Origin of the sequence: Pseudomonas sp. SWRI99 (genome assembly GCF_014270125.1) — a bacterium.
Taxonomy (GTDB): Bacteria; Pseudomonadota; Gammaproteobacteria; order Pseudomonadales; family Pseudomonadaceae; genus Aquipseudomonas; species Aquipseudomonas hamedanensis.
Window position 1 is genome coordinate 153,071 of record NZ_JABWQR010000004.1, and the last position, 18,423, is coordinate 171,493.

The 18,423-nt window shown below is 57.6% G+C and carries 18 protein-coding genes; 9 read left to right on the top strand and 9 right to left on the bottom strand.

From position 1 onward, the window contains the following. The first annotated feature begins 169 nt into the window (after positions 1–169). Complete coding sequence (locus HU743_RS04860; RefSeq protein WP_186647279.1) at positions 170–2,290, top strand: acyltransferase family protein; 2,121 nt, start codon at positions 170–172, stop codon at positions 2,288–2,290. Between the two features lie 96 nt (positions 2,291–2,386). Further along, positions 2,387–3,268, top strand: coding sequence for an EamA family transporter RarD (gene rarD / locus HU743_RS04865; RefSeq protein WP_186647281.1), 882 nt, complete (start codon positions 2,387–2,389; stop codon positions 3,266–3,268). 144 nt (positions 3,269–3,412) lie between these two features. On the opposite strand, the gene hppD is transcribed toward rarD, so the two are convergent. Both hppD and HU743_RS04875 read right to left on the bottom strand, forming a co-directional pair. Beyond that, positions 3,413–4,489, bottom strand: coding sequence for a 4-hydroxyphenylpyruvate dioxygenase (gene hppD, locus HU743_RS04870; RefSeq protein WP_186647283.1), 1,077 nt, complete (start codon positions 4,487–4,489; stop codon positions 3,413–3,415). 244 nt (positions 4,490–4,733) lie between these two features. Beyond that, on the bottom strand, positions 4,734–5,681 hold the full coding sequence (locus HU743_RS04875; protein WP_186647285.1) for a DMT family transporter: 948 nt from the start codon (positions 5,679–5,681) through the stop codon (positions 4,734–4,736). 78 nt (positions 5,682–5,759) lie between these two features. Here HU743_RS04875 and HU743_RS04880 point away from each other — a divergent pair, with 78 nt between their 5' ends. From HU743_RS04880 to HU743_RS04890, 3 genes are all read left to right on the top strand, one after another. After that, the gene (locus HU743_RS04880) at positions 5,760–6,632 is read left to right on the top strand and encodes a LysR family transcriptional regulator (protein ID WP_186647287.1); all 873 of its coding nucleotides are present in this window, start codon (positions 5,760–5,762) and stop codon (positions 6,630–6,632) included. Between the two features lie 115 nt (positions 6,633–6,747). Further along, positions 6,748–8,283 (top strand): EAL domain-containing protein, encoded by a 1,536-nt coding sequence (locus tag HU743_RS04885; RefSeq protein ID WP_186647289.1) that lies wholly within the window; start codon positions 6,748–6,750, stop codon positions 8,281–8,283. Between the two features lie 226 nt (positions 8,284–8,509). After that, a complete protein-coding gene (locus HU743_RS04890; RefSeq protein ID WP_123468398.1) occupies positions 8,510–8,875 on the top strand; it encodes a histone-like nucleoid-structuring protein, MvaT/MvaU family in 366 nt (121 codons plus the stop codon). A gap of 217 nt (positions 8,876–9,092) precedes the next feature. Here the strand turns inward: HU743_RS04890 and HU743_RS04895 are convergent, their stop codons facing one another. Further along, positions 9,093–9,611 (bottom strand): DUF4946 domain-containing protein, encoded by a 519-nt coding sequence (locus HU743_RS04895; RefSeq protein WP_186647290.1) that lies wholly within the window; start codon positions 9,609–9,611, stop codon positions 9,093–9,095. A 140-nt stretch (positions 9,612–9,751) separates the two neighbouring features. Here HU743_RS04895 and gloA point away from each other — a divergent pair, with 140 nt between their 5' ends. After that, positions 9,752–10,273: a lactoylglutathione lyase gene (gene gloA / locus HU743_RS04900; RefSeq protein ID WP_186546354.1), complete on the top strand. Its 522-nt coding sequence runs from the start codon at positions 9,752–9,754 to the stop codon at positions 10,271–10,273. 174 nt (positions 10,274–10,447) lie between these two features. Here gloA and ahpF read toward each other — a convergent pair whose 3' ends face one another. From ahpF to HU743_RS04915, 3 genes are all read right to left on the bottom strand, one after another. Beyond that, on the bottom strand, positions 10,448–12,010 hold the full coding sequence (gene ahpF / locus HU743_RS04905; RefSeq protein WP_186546355.1) for an alkyl hydroperoxide reductase subunit F: 1,563 nt from the start codon (positions 12,008–12,010) through the stop codon (positions 10,448–10,450). Between the two features lie 124 nt (positions 12,011–12,134). Next, on the bottom strand, positions 12,135–12,698 hold the full coding sequence (gene ahpC, locus HU743_RS04910) for an alkyl hydroperoxide reductase subunit C (RefSeq protein WP_186546356.1): 564 nt from the start codon (positions 12,696–12,698) through the stop codon (positions 12,135–12,137). 137 nt (positions 12,699–12,835) lie between these two features. Next, a complete protein-coding gene (locus HU743_RS04915) occupies positions 12,836–13,774 on the bottom strand; it encodes a site-specific integrase (protein WP_186647292.1) in 939 nt (312 codons plus the stop codon). A 176-nt stretch (positions 13,775–13,950) separates the two neighbouring features. On the opposite strand from HU743_RS04915, the gene HU743_RS04920 reads away from it, so the two are divergent. Beyond that, a complete protein-coding gene (locus HU743_RS04920) occupies positions 13,951–14,967 on the top strand; it encodes a DNA-binding protein (RefSeq protein WP_186647294.1) in 1,017 nt (338 codons plus the stop codon). Here the strand turns inward: HU743_RS04920 and gorA are convergent. Both gorA and galU read right to left on the bottom strand, forming a co-directional pair. Next, a complete protein-coding gene (gene gorA, locus HU743_RS04925; RefSeq protein WP_186647296.1) occupies positions 14,964–16,322 on the bottom strand; it encodes a glutathione-disulfide reductase in 1,359 nt (452 codons plus the stop codon). The genes HU743_RS04920 and gorA overlap by 4 nt on opposite strands. A gap of 129 nt (positions 16,323–16,451) precedes the next feature. Then, positions 16,452–17,291: a UTP--glucose-1-phosphate uridylyltransferase GalU gene (galU, locus tag HU743_RS04930; protein WP_007912230.1), complete on the bottom strand. Its 840-nt coding sequence runs from the start codon at positions 17,289–17,291 to the stop codon at positions 16,452–16,454. Positions 17,292–17,549: 258 nt separating this feature from the next. Here galU and HU743_RS04935 point away from each other — a divergent pair, with 258 nt between their 5' ends. Further along, positions 17,550–17,735 (top strand): hypothetical protein, encoded by a 186-nt coding sequence (locus HU743_RS04935; protein WP_016774922.1) that lies wholly within the window; start codon positions 17,550–17,552, stop codon positions 17,733–17,735. 134 nt (positions 17,736–17,869) lie between these two features. Continuing rightward, positions 17,870–18,157, top strand: coding sequence for a hypothetical protein (locus tag HU743_RS04940; RefSeq protein WP_186546360.1), 288 nt, complete (start codon positions 17,870–17,872; stop codon positions 18,155–18,157). Positions 18,158–18,161: 4 nt separating this feature from the next. On the opposite strand, the gene HU743_RS04945 is transcribed toward HU743_RS04940, so the two are convergent. Further along, on the bottom strand, positions 18,162–18,392 hold the full coding sequence (locus HU743_RS04945) for a hypothetical protein (protein ID WP_186546361.1): 231 nt from the start codon (positions 18,390–18,392) through the stop codon (positions 18,162–18,164). Positions 18,393–18,423 lie beyond the last annotated feature (31 nt).

Sequence of the window (18,423 nt, forward strand, 5' to 3'; positions counted from 1 at the left end):
GCTGAGCGCGCACTGACCGGGAGCGCGCGTGGCTGGCGGCGTACACCGCGCCGAACATGAGGTTTTCCCCTAAGTGTCAAACAGCCGATACAATCGGCTGTTTTTCATTGAATCGAGCGCGGTCAGGGAATGAATGGATTGATCGCTCGACACCGGCCAGGGATAAAAAATGTTCAATCGCCCCGCTGACGTATCCGCAAAGGTTTCGCGCGGGCTGCTGTTGAAAAATCCTGCTGACGAAACGGATCAGCATCCGCCCGCGGCAGCCGTGGCGAGCGCCGCTGTCGGCCATCGCAAATCCTCTATTGAGTACCGTGCGGATATCGACGGATTGCGCGCGATTGCCGTTCTGCTCGTACTGATCTTTCACGGCGGACTTGCCGTTTTTCCTTCCGGATTTATCGGGGTCGACATTTTCTTCGTGATTTCGGGCTACCTGACCACGTCGATCATCATGAAGTCGCTGGAGAATGGCACGTTCAGCTTCACCGGGTTCTACACCCGTCGCATATGGCGCTTGCAGCCGGCGGTCATTGCGTTGTTGCTGGTGAGCCTGCTGGTCGCCACGCTGTTGTACTTGCCCGATGACTTCATTGATTTTCTGAAAAGCGAGAAGTACACCTCGCTACTCATTTCCAATCAGTACTTTTCCAAGGTGACAACGGGCTACGCGACCGCTGACGCCGCCAGTCTGCCGTTATTGCACACCTGGTCGCTGGCCATCGAATGGCAGTGGTATCTGGTGCTGCCGCTGGGTATCTGGCTGCTTGATCGCTATGTGGCCAAACATGCGTTCAAGGCTGTGGTTCTCGGCCTGACCCTGACGGCCGTGGCACTGGCGCTGTACCTGTCTCGGGCGCATCCCGACCTTAACTACTATTACTTCACGGCACGCATCTTCGAATTGATGATCGGCTCCTGCGCGGTCATTTTCAGTTCAGACCGATTCAGATTGAACCGTTTGAGCGCATCGCTGATTTGCGCACTGGCGCTCGCGGTGATTGGCTACTGTGCCGTCCAAGACGACATTCTTGCCGGATTCCCCAGCTACCACGCTATCGCGGTCTGCGTCGCGACGGCTGTGTTGTTGTTTCAAGGCATTGGCGATGCCAGCCTCACGTCGCGAATCCTGGCGTTCAAGCCGCTGGTCTTTATCGGCACCCTCTCCTACTCGCTGTATCTGTGGCATTGGCCGATCCTCGCGGTGATGGCTTATCTGGGTATCGCCCTGACGCCGACAGTGACAGTCATCTACTTCGTGTTGACGTTCGTGATGGGCTACCTGTCTTTTGTGCTTATCGAAAACCGCTATCGCAAGGCGCGGGCCGGTTTCGGCAAGACCATGCTGTTGCTGATGATTGTGCCCGCGTTGGGTCTGTCGCTGTTGCACTCGGCTGGCAGAAACCACGAAGGATGGCCGAACCGTTTTGGTGAAGACTCCGTCGCTATGTTCAGTACCTTGAAAGCGTTTGTACCGGCTAATCGTGAAGACTGTCTGGGTGCCAGCGACGGTAGCAATCCCGGCTGCATCATGGGCGCAGCGCAGGCAAAACCGCAGGTATTGCTGATGGGTGATTCCTATTCAAATCACTATTGGGGATTTGTCGAAACACTGGCCAAGGATGCCGGCCTTTCGGTACTGGCGCAGGGACATCCGGCCTGTCTGGCGCTGCCCGGGATTTATCTCTACAACTGGTACAAGGCCAGGAACGCTCTCTATGAAAAATGCCACGCCGCCGCGCAGCGCTATTACGAGCTTATCGCGAACGGCCAATTTCAATACGTGATCATTGGCCAGTTCTGGGAGGCGTACCTCACCGACTCCATCGTTACCAGACTGGATGACCCGCGCAGCCTCGAACTGTCGCAGCAACGCCTCGGCACAGCGATTCGCGAAGCATTGGCTATCATCGTCAAGAGCGGCGCCACGCCAATCCTGTTGATGAACACCTTACCGATGCCGACGGGGATTAATGAATGCCTGCTCAAACAGGTGAAGCTGCGCGGACTGATGGGCAGCGCCGGGCACAGCCGCTTTTGTGCTTCGGTGCCATGGTCAGGTCTTGAGGATCCTTTCATGGCAAAACTGTTCAGCGAATTGCAGGCCGAGTATCCGAGCCTTGTCGTTATCGACCCGAAAGATGTGCAGTGCCAGGACGGCACGTGCAGGACCACCCTAGATGGCGTGCCGGTGTATCGTGACATTGGCCACGTTTCCGATTACGCGTCGTATAAATTTGGCGAGTTGTACCTTGGGCGTTTTGGCAATCCTCTTAAAGCCAAGCCCTAGCGCGCCATGTTGAAAATAATGAGCATCCGGCCAATATTCAGCACAGAAACCACGTATCCTGCGCGCCCCGTTTGATCTCCTACCCGCGAGGACAGTTTGTCTAAAGGTATCGCTCTATCGGTTTCAGCCTCGGTGCTGTTCGCCGTCATGTATTACTACACTTCGCTGCTCACCCCGTTGAGCGGCGTGGAAATCTTTGGCTGGCGGATGCTGTTGACCGTGCCCTGCATGACCGTGTTCATGCTGGTCTCCGGCGAATGGCGGCGGGTGCTGGAACTGGTCCGGCTGATGGTGGCGAAACCAAAGCGGCTCGCGGGCCTGATCATGTCGTCTGCGCTGCTGGGCGTGCAGTTGTGGCTGTTCATGTGGGCGCCACTCAATGACTACAGCCTCGACGTGTCGCTCGGCTATTTCCTGCTGCCACTGGCGATGGTGCTGACCGGGCGGATCGCCTACGGCGAAAGCTTGTCGTATCTGCAAAAAGTCGCGGTGTTTCTTGCTTGCCTTGGCGTGTTGAACGAGTTGTATCAGGTCGGCGGTTTCTCTTGGGCGACGCTGCTGGTCGTGGTCGGCTATCCCCTGTATTTCGTACTGCGTAAACACCTGAACACCGACAACCTGGGCGGCTTGTGGGTGGACATGACGTTGATGCTGCCGGTCGCCTGGTGGTTTGTGCGGGGTGGCGAGCAAGGCCTGGCGGTGTTTGCTGAGTACCCGGGACTGATGTGGCTGATCCCGTTGCTCGGCCTGATCAGCGCGTCGGCACTGGTGGTGTACATCATTGCCAGCCGCTTATTGCCTTTCAGTCTGTTTGGTCTGTTGAGTTACGTCGAGCCGGTGCTATTGCTGGCGGTAGCGCTGCTGCTGGGCGAGAGCATCAAGCCGGGCGAATGGCTGACGTACATACCGATCTGGCTGGCGGTGCTGGTGCTGGTTTTCGAGGGTTTTAAACACCTGATGCGCCAGCGCCGCCCTTAAAAGCAAAAGATCGCAGCCTTTGGCAGCTCCTACAGGAAAAATGCATTCCAAATGTAGGAGCTGCCGAAGCCTGCGATCTTTTGATTCTGAAAAAATCCCGGCTCTGCATCGCTGCAGGCCGGGATTTTTCATTTCAGTTGCCGATTACTCGGTGGCAAGCACACCACGACGCACCTGATCGCGCTCGATGGATTCGAACAGGGCCTTGAAGTTGCCCTCGCCGAAACCGTCATCGCCCTTGCGCTGGATAAACTCGAAGAACACCGGCCCCATCAGGGTTTCCGAGAAGATCTGCAGCAGCAGGCGCTTGTCGCCCTGCTCCGACGCACCGTCCAGCAGGATGCCGCGCGATTGCAGTTGATCGACCGGCTCGCCGTGGTTCTGCAGACGCCCTTCGAGCATTTCGTAGTAGGTGTCTGGCGGTGCGGTCATGAAGCGCATGCCGATTTTCTTCAGTTGATCCCAAGTCTTGATCAGGTCGTCGGTCAGGAACGCAACGTGCTGGATGCCCTCGCCGTTGAACTGCATCAGGAACTCTTCGATCTGGCCGGCGCCCTTGGACGACTCTTCGTTCAACGGGATGCGGATCATGCCGTCCGGTGCCGTCATGGCTTTCGAGGTCAGGCCGGTGTATTCGCCTTTGATGTCGAAGTAGCGGATCTCGCGGAAGTTGAACAGCTTCTCGTAGAAGTTCGCCCAATAGGCCATGCGGCCGCGATACACGTTGTGGGTCAGGTGATCGATGATCTTCAGGCCGGCGCCGACCGGGTTGCGGTCAACGCCTTCGATGAACACGAAGTCGATGTCATAGATCGAACTGCCTTCGCCAAAACGGTCGATCAGGTACAACGGCGCGCCGCCAATGCCTTTGATCGCCGGCAGGTTCAGTTCCATCGGACCGGTTTCGATGTGAATCGGCTGCGCGCCGAGTTCCAGTGCGCGGCTGTAGGCCTTTTGCGAATCCTTGACGCGGAACGCCATGCCGCACACTGACGGGCCGTGTTCGGCGGCAAAGTACGAGGCGACGCTGTTGGGTTCGTTGTTGAGGATCAGGTTGATCGCGCCCTGGCGGTACAGGTGCACGTTCTTGGAGCGGTGGGTCGCGACCTTGGTGAAGCCCATGATCTCGAAGATCGGCTCCAGCGTGCCGGGCGTCGGCGATGCGAACTCGATGAACTCAAAGCCCATCAGGCCCATTGGGTTTTCGTATAAATCTGCCATGGTGGCGCCTCATCATTTCTTATCAATTAACCAGGGTTATTTGTCAGTCATGTGAGGTCTGGGGTGGCGCGCAGGAGATGCCACGCACACTGCGGGCGAGGAAGTCACCGTAGATCAGTTGAAACCCGAATATCTTCATTGTCGACCCAAGGCTCTTGCGGGCGAGGCTTCTGCTGCCAGAAGAGGATTATTATTGTATGCGTAAACCGATTCTACACAGCGTAACCTGGCTTGTCTGCTGCCTCTATAAAATCCGCTTTTTTGCCATCGGTGCAAGGGTTTTGTTACACAGATAAATGCCCAGCAGAATCAATGTTGCGCCCAGATACATGGCGGGGGTCAGTTGCTCGCCGAGCAGTAACGCACCCAGCATTACCGCCGTCAGCGGGTTCAGGGCGATGAAGACGCCGCTGCGCGTCGCGCCGATTTTACGGATGCCATCGTAATAACCGATGTAGGCCAGCGCCGAGCCGAAGACGCCGAGATAGCTCAGGCTCAACCATTGCGCAGTGCCAAGCTCGATCAGTGCAGTCCAGTTCAGTTCGCCACGAACGACCGCCAGAACCCACAACATGGCAGTGCCAATAAGGATTGAGTAAGTGACCGTCTGCAGCGGCCCCAGGCTCTGATTGAGGCTGCGGGAACACAGCGAATAAACGCCCCAACCCACCACGCAACCCAATATCAACAGGTCGCCGACCCACGCATCCGCGGTTGCCGCCAGCAACTGCGGGTTGCGACTGACGATGACCAGACTGGCACCGGCGATGCAGAGGACGATGCCGGTGACTTTCACTCGCCCGAGACGCTCCTTGAACAATAGCCAGGAAGCCAACCCGATCACCGCCGGGTTCAACGCGACTATCAACGAGGCGCGTGAGGCGTTGATGTACTGCAGACCATAAAAGAAGCACAGGTTGTAGAAGAAAATCCCGAACAAGCCCAAAAGACTCAGCTGCAACCACTGCCGTGCCGTTGGCCGCGCCAGTGGAATGCGCGCCAGCCACAGGAAGCCGAGCAACGCGGCACTGGCCAGCAAAAAGCGCAGACTGGCGGCGAACATCGGACTGAGACTGCCCGCCAGAAAACGCCCGGCGACAAAGGTCCCGCCCCAGATCATGGTGACGGCCGCCAGCGTCACGTACACCGGCATAGCGGATTCGCCCCGATGGGCTTGCTCAAGGTTACGCATGACACTCCAGACCCATACCGTTAAGGGATGGCATATCATCCCGCTCATTATCCGTCATCGTAAAATGAGCAAATACTCATGACCCTCACGCAACTGGAAATATTTTCGCGCGTGGCCGAACTGCGTGGCTTTACCCTCGCCGCCCAGCGCCTGGGGATCTCGCAGTCTGCGGTGTCTCACGCGATGAAATCTCTTGAGCAGGAATTGGGTGTCGAGCTGCTGCGCCGCCATCAATCCCACGTCGAACTCAGCGATATCGGCGAACAACTGCTGCTGCGCGCCCGGGCAATGCTTGGCCTCGCCAACACCTTGCGCCAGGAAGCGGCGGATGCACGCGGCATGAAAACCGGCACCCTGCGCATCGGCTCGTTCGGCCCGACCTCGTCGATCAGGCTGTTACCGAAGATTCTGCAGCGCTTTCGCCAGGCGCATCCGGGCATCGAAGTGCACATCGATGAAGGGCCGGACCGGCAAGTTATTCAATGGCTGGAGGAGCGGCGCATCGACGTCGGATTCGTGGTGCTGCCCGAAGAGCGTTTCGACACCTTCGCCTTGCTCGAAGATCAAATGGTCGCGCTGCTCCCACGCGGACATCAACTGGCGGCGCAGTCAGCGTTGAGACTCAAGGACCTGTGCGACGACCCGTTTGTGCTCACCGAGGCAGGTTCCGCAGAATTGGTGTCGCGACTGTTCATGGCGGCGCGGTTGCAACCGAACATCCGTTATCGTTGCTCGCAACTGCTCAGCACCCTCGACACGGTGAGCCGGGGCGACGCGATCACAATTGTTGCTGCAAGCTCATTACCGAACGACGCCAGCGCGGGTTACGAGAAACGGCCCTTGCTGCCGGCCGTCAAGCGTCAGGTCGGTCTGGCCGTGCTTGATCAGCGCCAGGCCTCACCGGCAGCGCTGGCCTTTATCAAACTGGCGACAACCGTCTCCCAACAATGAGCGGCACAAGCGTCATCTGCCATCTATCCTCCCTTTTGCTTCAACGTTTGTCCGGCGCCGCGCCATCGGCAGGCCTGAACTCAAGCGCCCCACTTCATCGCAACAGGATGCGTCCATGCCGCTCACCGTGAGACCCCGCCGCAAGCGCAGCACGCGCATCATCGTGACATTGCTCAGTGGCCTGCTGCCCATCGTGCTCGGTAGCGTGATTCTGTATATGCAGGCTGAGCGCACGTTGCAGCAAAGTTCGCAGCACACCGCCGAGGAAGCGCTGCGCCAGTTCGAGTTGATGCTCGACAACACCGCGCAGGCCGCCCGGGATCTGCTGCCACTGGCCGGAAAAACCTGTGAAGAGGTGAAGCTGGCCTTGCGCGAACAAGTCACCCGCCGCCCCTTCGTGCGCTCGACCAATCTGGTGTGGGACAACGACCTGTATTGCAGCTCGCTGTTCGGCGATTTCAAGGAAGCGGTCAACGCGGGCGATTATCACGCCGGCAAACTGTGGCTCATGAACGGTAACCCGGTAACCCCCAACACCGCGCTGCTGGTGTACCGCCTCAGCGACGGTCGCGGCGGCGCGCTGACCACGCTCGATGGTTATCACCTGAGCAACATCCTGCGTCTGATCGGGCGGCAGACCTTGCTCGTGCTGCAAGTCGGTGAGAATTGGCTGTCCGCCGACGGCAGCGTGCACCAGGGCGAGCTTCCCGCTCTGCCCGTTGCGCAAAGCACGCTGAACTCCGCCCGTTACGCGTTCAGCGTCGCAGCGGGTTTCCCGCAGGGACAAGTCTGGCGCTACATGGCGGACGAATACCCGCCCTTGTTCAGTCTGCTGATTTTTTTCGGCGTGGTCTCGGGTGCCATTGGCCATATCGTGCAGAAGCGCTCGACCTCGCCGAGCCACGAAATGCTCCGTGCGCTGGAGGCCGGCGAGTTCGTCCCGTACTTCCAGCCCGTGGTTCATGGTGACAGCAAGGCATGGTCAGGCGCCGAAGTCCTGATGCGCTGGAATCACCCCAAGGAGGGCCTGGTGCGCCCGGACCTGTTTATTCCCTTCGCCGAGCATTCGGGGCTGATCGTGCCCATGACGCGTTCGCTGATGCAGCAGACCGCGGCCCTGCTGGGACCGCACTCGGCAACGTTCGCCACACCGTTTCACATCGGTATCAACATTACCGCCAGCCATTGCCGTGATCTGGATCTGGTCGAGGACTGCCGCGAATTCCTCGACGCTTTTGTCGCCGGCAGCGTAAGCCTGGTGCTGGAGTTGACGGAACGAGAGCTGATTGAACCCACCGACATTACCCGTCAATTGTTTGAGCAACTGCACTTGCTGGGCGTGAAGATCGCGATCGACGACTTCGGCACCGGCCACTCCAGCCTCGGCTACTTGCGCAAATTCAATGTGGACTTCCTCAAGATCGATCAAAGTTTTGTCGCGATGATCGGCATCGACGCGTTGTCGCGGCATATTCTGGACACGATTATCGAACTCTCGGCCAAGCTCGACCTGGGTATTGTTGCCGAAGGTGTCGAAACTCAGGCCCAGGCTGATTATCTGACCGCGAACCACGTCAACTTCCTGCAAGGCTATTTGTTCGGCAAACCAATGCCGGCCGCGGATTTCATCAGCGCATTAAGTCACCATTAACTACATGACACAACGACCGGACCGGCGCACCAAATTGATACAAAAAAGCGCTGTTGTTACATGAAGACAAGATCAGGATTTACTCTGGGGCGATTAACTACTACAATTTTTTCAACCTGAGCAAAACTGGCGGGTAAGCCATTTATCACCGAGTCGCTTCAAGGCTCCCGGCTTATAGCTTTGTTTGCGGTTGGTATCAGCTAAACACACTATTGGAGTAAAGATATTGTCCAGACTCGCTGAATTTCGTGCAGCTGAAAAGGCCCTTCAGGAACAGCTCAAGCAGCTGGAATCGCTGAAGAACGATGCCGGGCTCAAGAAAGAAATCGAATTCGAAGAAAAGCTCCAGGGGCTGATGAAAACCTACGGCAAAGGCCTGAAAGACATCATCGCCATTCTCGATCCGAACCCGGCAAAATCGGGCCTGCAAGTGTCCGCAGCGCCTAAAACCCGTCGCGCCCGCGTGGTCAAGGTTTATCAGAACCCGCACACCGGCGAGTTGATCGAAACCAAGGGCGGCAACCACCGCGGCCTGAAGGCCTGGAAGGAACAATACGGTGCAGCTACCGTTGATTCCTGGTTGCGCGGTTAATCTTCCGCCAACAAAAAGCCCTGCCAGAAGCAGGGCTTTTTTATTGACAATATTTAACAAATGAAATGATTTTCATCCTGCAAGTTGCCAGCATTTGCTAGCGTAAGGGCGGTGCACCGCTAAACATTTTGCTGCGCAATGTTGCGATTGCGGCGCAACGTCCAACTTTGTGCTTAATCCCTTCGGCTATTTAACCCTGTCACAAAATAACACTCTGCTAAAGTTTCAGGCTGTTTCTTGCCGCGATTATTTCCTCGGCGCTCGCCTTATAAACCTCTGCCTGCCCGGCATAGGAAAGAACATAAGCCCGGCCCGCCTCGACTGCCGCGACCAGTGTTTGCGACAGCACATGGCGACCGTTCTCAGTGATGGTGCAGGTCGTCTCCAGCGCTGGCAAAGACCCCAGCGTTGACGCATGCACTTTGTTGCACACACTTTGGTAACCGCTCTGGAAAAAATCCTTCTGGATGGATTTGCGCATTTCCATCAACACGCCCTGCAAGTTGACTTGATGCCCGCTTTCAACCGGCGTCATGGTCAACTCCATCACCATTACCTGATTGCCATCGGCATCATTTTTCACGGCTCGCTGACGGGAAACCGACGGCGTCGCGTCGGCAAGCTTCGCGACTACCCAGCCCGCTGGCCAGGTAATTTGCGGTTCGGCGGCGAACACCGAAGTGCCGACCGCAACCATGGCCAATAGAACCAACCCAGACTTGAACACTCGGATCATTAGCGCACGCACTCGCAGAGATGAGCTGCAAAGTCTGAGCCTCGCCCGTGCGCAGAGCAAGCTTGCCCTTTCATTTGGTGATGCTGGCAGGCTTGCGTATCATTGCGTCCATCCACTCGCCCATAGTTATTGGAGGGCCCATGAGCCTCAACGAACTGAACACTTTCCCCGGCGTTACCGCCACGCCAGACAGCGCAACCCGTAACTTCGTGTTCAACCACACCATGCTGCGTGTGAAGGACATCACCCGGTCGCTGGATTTCTATACCCGCGTGCTGGGGTTTTCGCTGGTCGAGAAGCGCGATTTTCCGGAAGCCGAGTTCAGCCTGTACTTCCTCGCCCTGGTGGATAAAGCGCAGATCCCCGCCGATGCCGCTGCCCGCACGCAATGGATGAAGTCGATCCCCGGCATTCTCGAATTGACCCATAACCACGGCACCGAAAACGATGCCGACTTCGCCTACCATAACGGCAACACTGATCCGCGTGGTTTCGGCCACATCTGCATTTCGGTGCCGGATATTGTTGCCGCATGCGCACGCTTTGAAGAACTGGGCTGTGATTTCCAGAAGCGCCTGAGCGATGGCCGCATGAAAAGCCTGGCGTTTATCAAGGATCCGGACGGTTACTGGGTCGAGATCATCCAGCCTGCGCCGCTGTAACTGACTGACTGGTTTACTTGTGGGAACGAGCCTGCTCGCGAAAGCGGTTTGTCGGTCAATGAAGTATTGAATCCGCTACCGCCATCGCGAGCAGGCGAAGGCCTACAGTTGAATTGTGTCAGGCATAAAAAAACCCATGATCACTCATGGGTTTTTTCATTTCCGACTTGGCAATTACGCCGGCGCCGAAGTCCGGATCAAGTGATCGAAAGCACTCAACGAAGCCTTGGCGCCCTCGCCCACGGCAATAACGATCTGCTTGTACGGCACAGTCGTGACGTCACCGGCGGCGAAGATGCCCGGGATCGAGGTCTCGCCACGGTTATCGACGATGATTTCCCCGCGCGGCGACAATTCGATGGTGCCTTTGAGCCAATCGGTGTTAGGCAGCAGACCGATCTGCACAAAGATCCCTTCCAGCTCGACCGTACGCAATTCATCGGTGTTGCGATCCTTGTAACGCAGGCCGTTGACCTTCTCACCATTGCCGGTCACTTCAGTGGTTTGCGCACTGGTGATGACTGTCACGTTCGGCAGACTGTGCAACTTGCGTTGCAGCACGGCGTCGGCACGCAGTTGCACGTCGAATTCCAGCAACGTTACATGCGACACGATACCGGCCAAATCGATGGCCGCTTCAACGCCGGAGTTACCGCCGCCGATCACTGCCACGCGCTTGCCCTTGAACAACGGACCGTCGCAGTGCGGGCAGTACGCCACGCCTTTATTGCGGTATTCCTGCTCGCCCGGCACGTTCATTTCACGCCAGCGTGCGCCGGTCGCGAGAATCACGCTTTTGGCTTTAAGGGACGCGCCACTGGCGAAGCGGACTTCGTGCAGTTCGCCGTTCTTGCCAGGAATCAGCTTGTCGGCGCGTTGCAGGTTCATGATGTCGACGTCGTACTGCTTGACGTGTTCTTCCAGCGCCGTGGCCAGTTTCGGGCCTTCGGTTTCCTGCACGGAAATAAAGTTTTCGATGGCCATGGTGTCCAGCACCTGACCGCCGAAGCGCTCAGCGGCAACGCCGGTGCGAATGCCTTTACGCGCTGCATAAATGGCGGCCGAAGCGCCGGCTGGGCCACCGCCGACGACCAGCACGTCAAAGGCTTCCTTGGCGCTGATCTTCTCGGCCTGACGCTCAATGGCGCCGGTGTCGAGCTTGGCGAGGATTTCTTCCAGGCCCATGCGGCCCTGACCGAAGTTTTCGCCGTTCAGGTAAATGCTCGGCACCGCCATGATCTTGCGATCATTGACTTCATCCTGGAACAGCGCGCCGTCGATGGCGACGTGGCGAATGTTCGGGTTGAGCACAGCCATCAGGTTCAGCGCTTGAACGACGTCCGGGCAGTTCTGGCAAGACAGCGAGAAGTAGGTCTCGAAGCTGAACTCGCCTTTGAGCGAGCGAATCTGCTCGATGACTTCAGCACTGGCCTTGGATGGGTGGCCGCCGACTTGCAGCAGTGCCAGTACCAGCGAAGTGAATTCGTGGCCCATCGGAATACCGGCGAAACGCAGACTGATGTCAGCGCCCGGGCGGTTGATCGAGAACGATGGCTTGCGTGCATCGTCACCGCTGTCGATCAAAGTAATCTGGCTCGAAAGACTGGCAACGTCTTTGAGCAGGTCGAGCATTTCACGGGATTTCGCACCGTCGTCGAGGGATGCAACGATCTCGATCGGTTGGGTGACCCGTTCCAGGTACGATTTCAACTGGGCTTTAAGATTGGCGTCCAACATACGGGCGATTTCCTATATTTGAGGCAAAAAAAAGCCCGAGCGAATCTCGCCCGGGCATTTTTATTGGGCGGTGCAGCTAACTTAAGAAGGTGCGGCGTACCGCCCTGCGTTGCGTCTCACAGACTTAGATCTTGCCGACCAGGTCCAGGGACGGAGCCAGAGTGGCCTCGCCTTCTTTCCACTTGGCTGGGCAAACTTCGCCTGGGTGTGCAGCAACGTACTGAGCAGCCTTGATCTTGCGCAGCAGCTCGGAAGCGTCACGGCCGACGCCGCCGTCGTTCAGTTCAACGATTTTGATCTGACCTTCAGGGTTGATCACGAAGGTGCCACGATCCGCCAGACCGGCTTCTTCGATCAGCACGTCGAAGTTGCGGGAGATGACGTGGGTCGGGTCGCCGATCATGGTGTATTCGATTTTGCCGATGGCTGGCGAAGTGTTGTGCCAGGCAGCGTGGGCAAAATGCGTGTCGGTGGAGACGCTGTAGATTTCTACGCCCAGCTTCTTGAACTCAGCGTAGTTGTCGGCCAGGTCTTCCAGCTCGGTTGGGCAGACGAAGGTGAAGTCGGCTGGGTAGAAGAACACGACCGACCACTTGCCCTTCAGGTCAGCGTCCGAAACTTCAACGAAATCGCCGTTTTTGAACGCGGTAGCTTTGAACGGTTTTACTTGGCTGTTGATGATAGGCATCGATGACTCTCCGTCAGGGGTTATGAAGTTGATGGGTGAATCCTACCCATTCACTGGACGGAAGGCTCATTGGCAAACCTGATACTGCTGATTTGTTTTCGCTATTACGTGACTGTATTAATAGAAGAAAACGATCTCTACGCTTGATCCGGCTTATCCATGATCCGAGCCATTCCCAGGAATGGGCTGACCTCAACATAACGCATTGCGGATTTCATGTCCTTCCAGCCGACGTAACTCATCAGCGACTTCAAATCCCAGCCGCTTTGATGAGCCCAAGTGGCGAAGCCGCGACGCAATGAGTGGCTGGTGTAGTTCTCAGAGGCGATCCCCGCGCGCTGCAAGGCCTGGCGTAGTAGCGGGATAATGCTGTTGGCGTGCAGGCCCTCCTCGTTCAGATTGCCCCAGCGGTCGATGCTGCGAAAAACCGCGCCACGGACCAGCGCCGCTTCGGTGATCCAGTCGAAGTAAGCCTGGACCGGACAAAGCTTCAACAGCGCCGGCGCCTGATAGGTCTGCCCCAGATTCTCGCGATCGCCCTTGCTGCGCGGCAGGTACAAGGTGATGCCGCGGCCAGCGTGAGCCTGCACATGTTCGATCTGCAAGCGGCACAGCTCGTCGCTGCGAAAGCCGCGCCAGAAACCCAGCAGAATCAGTGCGCGATCTCGATAAGCCTTGAGCAACGCAGGGCGATCCTGCTGCTGTCGGGCAGTCTGAGCTTCGTGCTCCAGCCAATCGATCACACGCTGCAAATCCTGCAATTGCAACGGCTCGGCCTGTTTTTCCTGAGCCGGGTGCAATGCGCGAATACCTTTGAACACCTTGCGCACCACCGGCGCCTTGGTCGGGTCGGCAAATCCCTGACTGTTGTGCCACTGCGCCAGCGCTGACAGACGCAGCTTCAGCGTATTGATCGACAGCACTCCTGCATGCTCCACCAGATAGCGCGCAACGCTGTCGGCTGTTGCAGGCAAGAAGCCGCCCCAGACCACTTCAAAATGCTCGATGGCGGCGCGATAGCTGCGGCGCGTGTTGTCACGGGTCGCAGCTTGCAGATAGCGATCCAGATCGCTCATGGGCGGTTTTCTCTCGGTGTACTGATTCAGGGATGCAAATCGGCATTTTGCCGCCTGACACTGGGTAATACCAGTATATCCCGCCTCTTCTATATCAAAGATTTAACTTTATTCTCGGCGTGGTACACTGCGTACTTTAGTGGCATGTACCACAGTACGTAACCGTAGGAGTTCACATGGCCCGTGGCGGCATTACTAAAGCCCTGGTGCAGATTGCGCGCACCGCGATTCTGGCTCGCGGCGAACACCCGAGCATCGATGCGGTACGCATTGAAATGGGCAACACCGGCTCGAAAACCACGATCCATCGCTATTTGAAGGAACTGGATGACGGTGCACAGCCCGTCGAAGCCTCGGCGCAACCGATCGATGACGAGCTGGCCGCACTGGTCTCGCGCCTCGCGCAACGCCTGAAAGAACAGGCGCAGGAGCCCATCGAACAGGCGCGTGAACAATTCGAGGAGCAGCGCGAGGCGCTGGAATCCGAGCTGAAGCAGACACGTCTGGCCCTGGAGAAACTCGAACACGAGCACGACATTCAGGGCGCCGCCCTGGCGCGTGAGTCCGAAGCCCTGAGCAATACGCGCTCGATGCTGCAAACCGAACAGACCCGCAACGCCGGGCTGAATCAGGCGCTGGCGGACTTTGAATTGCGCCTGCAGGACAAGGATGAGCAGATTCGCTCCCTGGAAGAAAAGCACCTGCACGCCCGCGATGCGCTGGAGCACTACCGCAACGCTGCCCGAGAACAACGCGAACAGGAGCAGAGTCGCCACGAAGCCCAGGCTCAGCAACTGCAAGCCGAACTGCGCCAAGCCCAGCAAAGCGCCCTCGTACGCCAGGACGAAATCACCCAACTGCACCGCGACAATGAGCGTCTGCTCACCGAAAACCGCGGCACCCAGCGCGAACTGAGCCTGATGCAGGACCAGCTCAAACAGAGCAACCTGCGTCAGGATCAGTTGCTGGAGCAAGCCACTCGCGTCGACAGCGAGCGCACCCTCCTCCAGGAACGCCTGCGCGTGATCTCACTGGAGAGCCAAGTGCTCAAACAGAACGTCGAGGAGCAGACGCAACTCAATCAGGCGCTGGAAAAGGAATTAAGCAAAGCGCAGGCAAATCTTGAAGAAAGCCAGCGTCTGGCAGCCACCGTTGCGGCGGCGCCAGACCTGGCCAAACCGAAGGACGCTTAAGCGCCGACCGGCGTACGCATGGTGACGAATTCCTCGGCGGCCGTCGGGTGGACCCCGATCGTGTCGTCGAAGTCGCGCTTGGTGGCACCTGCCTTCAGCGCAATCGCCAGGCCCTGGACGATCTCGCCAGCGTCCGGGCCGACCATGTGGCAACCGAGTACTTTATCGGTCTTGCCATCCACCACCAGCTTCATCAGGGTTTTCTCCTGACAATCGGTCAACGTCAGTTTCATTGGGCGGAAACGGCTCTCAAAGATAACCACGTCATGGCCCGCCTCGCGCGCCTCTTCCTCAGTCAAACCCACAGTGCCAATGTTCGGCAGGCTGAATACCGCGGTCGGGATCATCTTGTAGTCGACCGGACGATACTGCTCGGGCTTGAACAAGCGCCGCGCCACCGCCATGCCCTCGGCCAATGCAACTGGCGTCAGTTGCACGCGACCAATGACATCGCCCAGAGCGAGAATCGAAGGTTCGGTGGTCTGGTATTGCTCATCGACTTTGATAAAGCCCTTATCGTCGAGCTGAACATCGGTGTTTTCCAACCCCAGGTTGTCCAGCATCGGACGCCGACCTGTGGCGTAGAAAACGCAATCTGCTTCCAGAACACGGCCATCCTTGAGGGTCGCTTTCAGGCTGCCGTCGGCCTGCTTGTCGATCCGCGCGATGTCAGCGTTGAACTGCAGGTCCATACCGCGCTTGGTCAGTTCTTCCTGCAAATGCTTGCGCACCGCACCATCAAAGCCCCGCAGGAACAGATCGCCGCGGTACAGCAGTGTAGTGTTGGCGCCAAGGCCGTGGAAAATCCCGGCGAACTCGACGGCGATGTAACCGCCGCCGACCACCAGCACACGCTTGGGCAGCTCTTTGAGAAAGAATGCTTCGTTCGAGCCAATGGCATGTTCGTGGCCTGGAATCTGCGGAATCTGCGGCCAGCCGCCGGTCGCAATCAGAATATTCTCGGCAGTGTAACGCTGGCCATCGACCTCAACCTCGTGCGGCCCGACGATCTTCGCGTGCGCCTCATGCAGCGTCACGCCGCTGTTGACCAACAGGTTGCGGTAGATACCGTTGAGGCGATTGATCTCGCGATCCTTGTTGGCAATCAGCGTCGCCCAATCGAAATTCGCCTCGCCCAGACTCCAGCCAAAACCGGACGACTGCTCGAAATCTTCGGCAAAGTGCGCCCCGTACACCAACAGCTTTTTCGGCACGCAGCCGACGTTGACGCAGGTGCCACCCAGATAACGGCTTTCAGCCACCGCCACCTTCGCACCAAAACCGGCCGCAAACCGTGCCGCCCGCACACCGCCAGAACCGGCGCCAATCACATAAAGGTCAAAATCGTAGGCCATTTCTATCTCCTCGGCAGGCGATCAGCATACCTGCAGCCATCCATTGGGCAAGCGCTGCCATCCATATAAGGGCGGAAAACGAAAAAGCCACCCGAAGGTGGCTCTATCTTGCAGACAGCTCAAACGGACTTAGTAAGCCTTGCCCGTCTTGTAGAAGTTCTCGAAGCAGAAGTTGGTCGCCTCGATGTAGCCTTCAGCACCACCGCAGTCGAAACGCTTGCCTTTAAACTTGTAGGCCATGACGCAGCCGTTCTGGGCTTGTTTCATCAGGGCGTCGGTGATCTGGATTTCGCCGCCCTTGCCTGGCTCGGTCTGTTCGATCAGGTCGAAGATGTCCGGAGTCAGGATGTAACGACCAATGATCGCCAGGTTCGACGGTGCATCTTCCGGCTTTGGCTTCTCAACCATGCTGTGCACGCGATAGATGTCGTCGCGGATCATCTCGCCGGCGATCACGCCGTATTTGCTGGTTTCCTGCGGGTCGACTTCCTGGATGGCGATGATCGAGCAGCGGAACTGCTTGTACAGCTTGACCATCTGGGTCAGGACGCCGTCGCCTTCGAGGTTGACGCACAGGTCGTCCGCCAGGACCACGGCGAACGGTTCGTCACCGATCAGCGGGCGACCGGTCAGGATCGCGTGGCCCAGGCCTTTCATTTCGGTCTGACGGGTGTAGGAGAACGAGCACTCGTCGAGCAGCTTGCGGATACCGACCAGGTATTTCTCTTTGTCAGTGCCCTTGATCTGGTTTTCCAGCTCGTAGCTGATGTCGAAGTGGTCTTCCAGCGCGCGCTTGCCACGACCGGTGACGATGGAGATTTCCGTCAGGCCGGCGTCCAGCGCTTCTTCAACGCCGTACTGGATCAGTGGCTTGTTTACCACCGGCAGCATTTCTTTAGGCATGGCTTTAGTCGCTGGCAGGAAGCGAGTACCGTAACCGGCTGCTGGGAACAAGCATTTCTTGATCATATAAGTCCTTGAAAAGGCTGTGTGTACGAGTTTCGGCGCAGTCTAATCAGGCGGCGTGCACCTTACAATGCCCCGCACTGGCTAACCGATGCCATCATAGAGAAATATTCTTGCCGATAGTTCCATCGGTGTTTCGGGCGGCGCAGTCAGCGTAGCGCAAGACGCCGGCAAACGGCACTACCATACGCTTTTCAGACCCGGATGCGAGCAATTGCCGGTATCATGGCGGCTTTTGAACCAGCGAACGAGACAGACTAGATGGCCGCGGTAAAAATCATCAACGGGTACGTGATCGACAAGAAAGACGGCAAATGGACGCTGACCACCACCAACGGCGAACACATCGCCGGGCCGTTCGACAGCGAACAGATGGCGACAGACGTGGCATCGGTGTTCACAGACACTCCGGCATCGTCAAAACGCCGTGGCAAGGATCAAGACTGATCGGCGCCAGGAAACACAGAGCCCTGCCATGCGCAGGGCTTTTTTGTGCCTGCATACAAACAAGTGGCAAAACGCTATAACCTTTTCACCGCGGCGCTGTCAGAGCGTCTAGTCCCCCTCGCTGAAGACCTGATATGACCAAGAAAACGTTGCTGCCCCTTTTTGCACTTCTGCTGGTCGGCGGTTGTGCCACCTCGCAACCCACCTACCTTAAAAATGGCGAACAGGGCCTGAGCATCGATTGCTCCGGCGAAGCCAACTCCTGGGCGATGTGCTACGAAAAAGCCGATGCTTCTTGCGCTGGCACCGGCTATCGCATCGTCGGCACCGATGGCACGCCTGCGCCAGCGGAAAGCGACAAGACCCTCGGCGTCGATGTCGGCAATTACAAGAATCGTTCGGTCGTCGTGGTCTGCAAATAACAGCTTACATGTGAATTTCGGCGAACTTGATGCCAAGACCGCGCACGACGTCGATAAGATCGTCGAGCCGGTTGAAAGATTCGACTTCGTCGTTCTCGTCGACCAAAAAGTAACTGCGCCCGGCGCTTTTCTTGAAAAACACGATCCACTCCCCAGGATTCGCCGGGTTCTGGATGACATGGGTGGCAGAAATAAGGCCTTCTGCGTGGCGCTCCCGCACGTGCTCTCGCTTCATCGCGACTCCCGGAATGAAAATGCCGTCACAG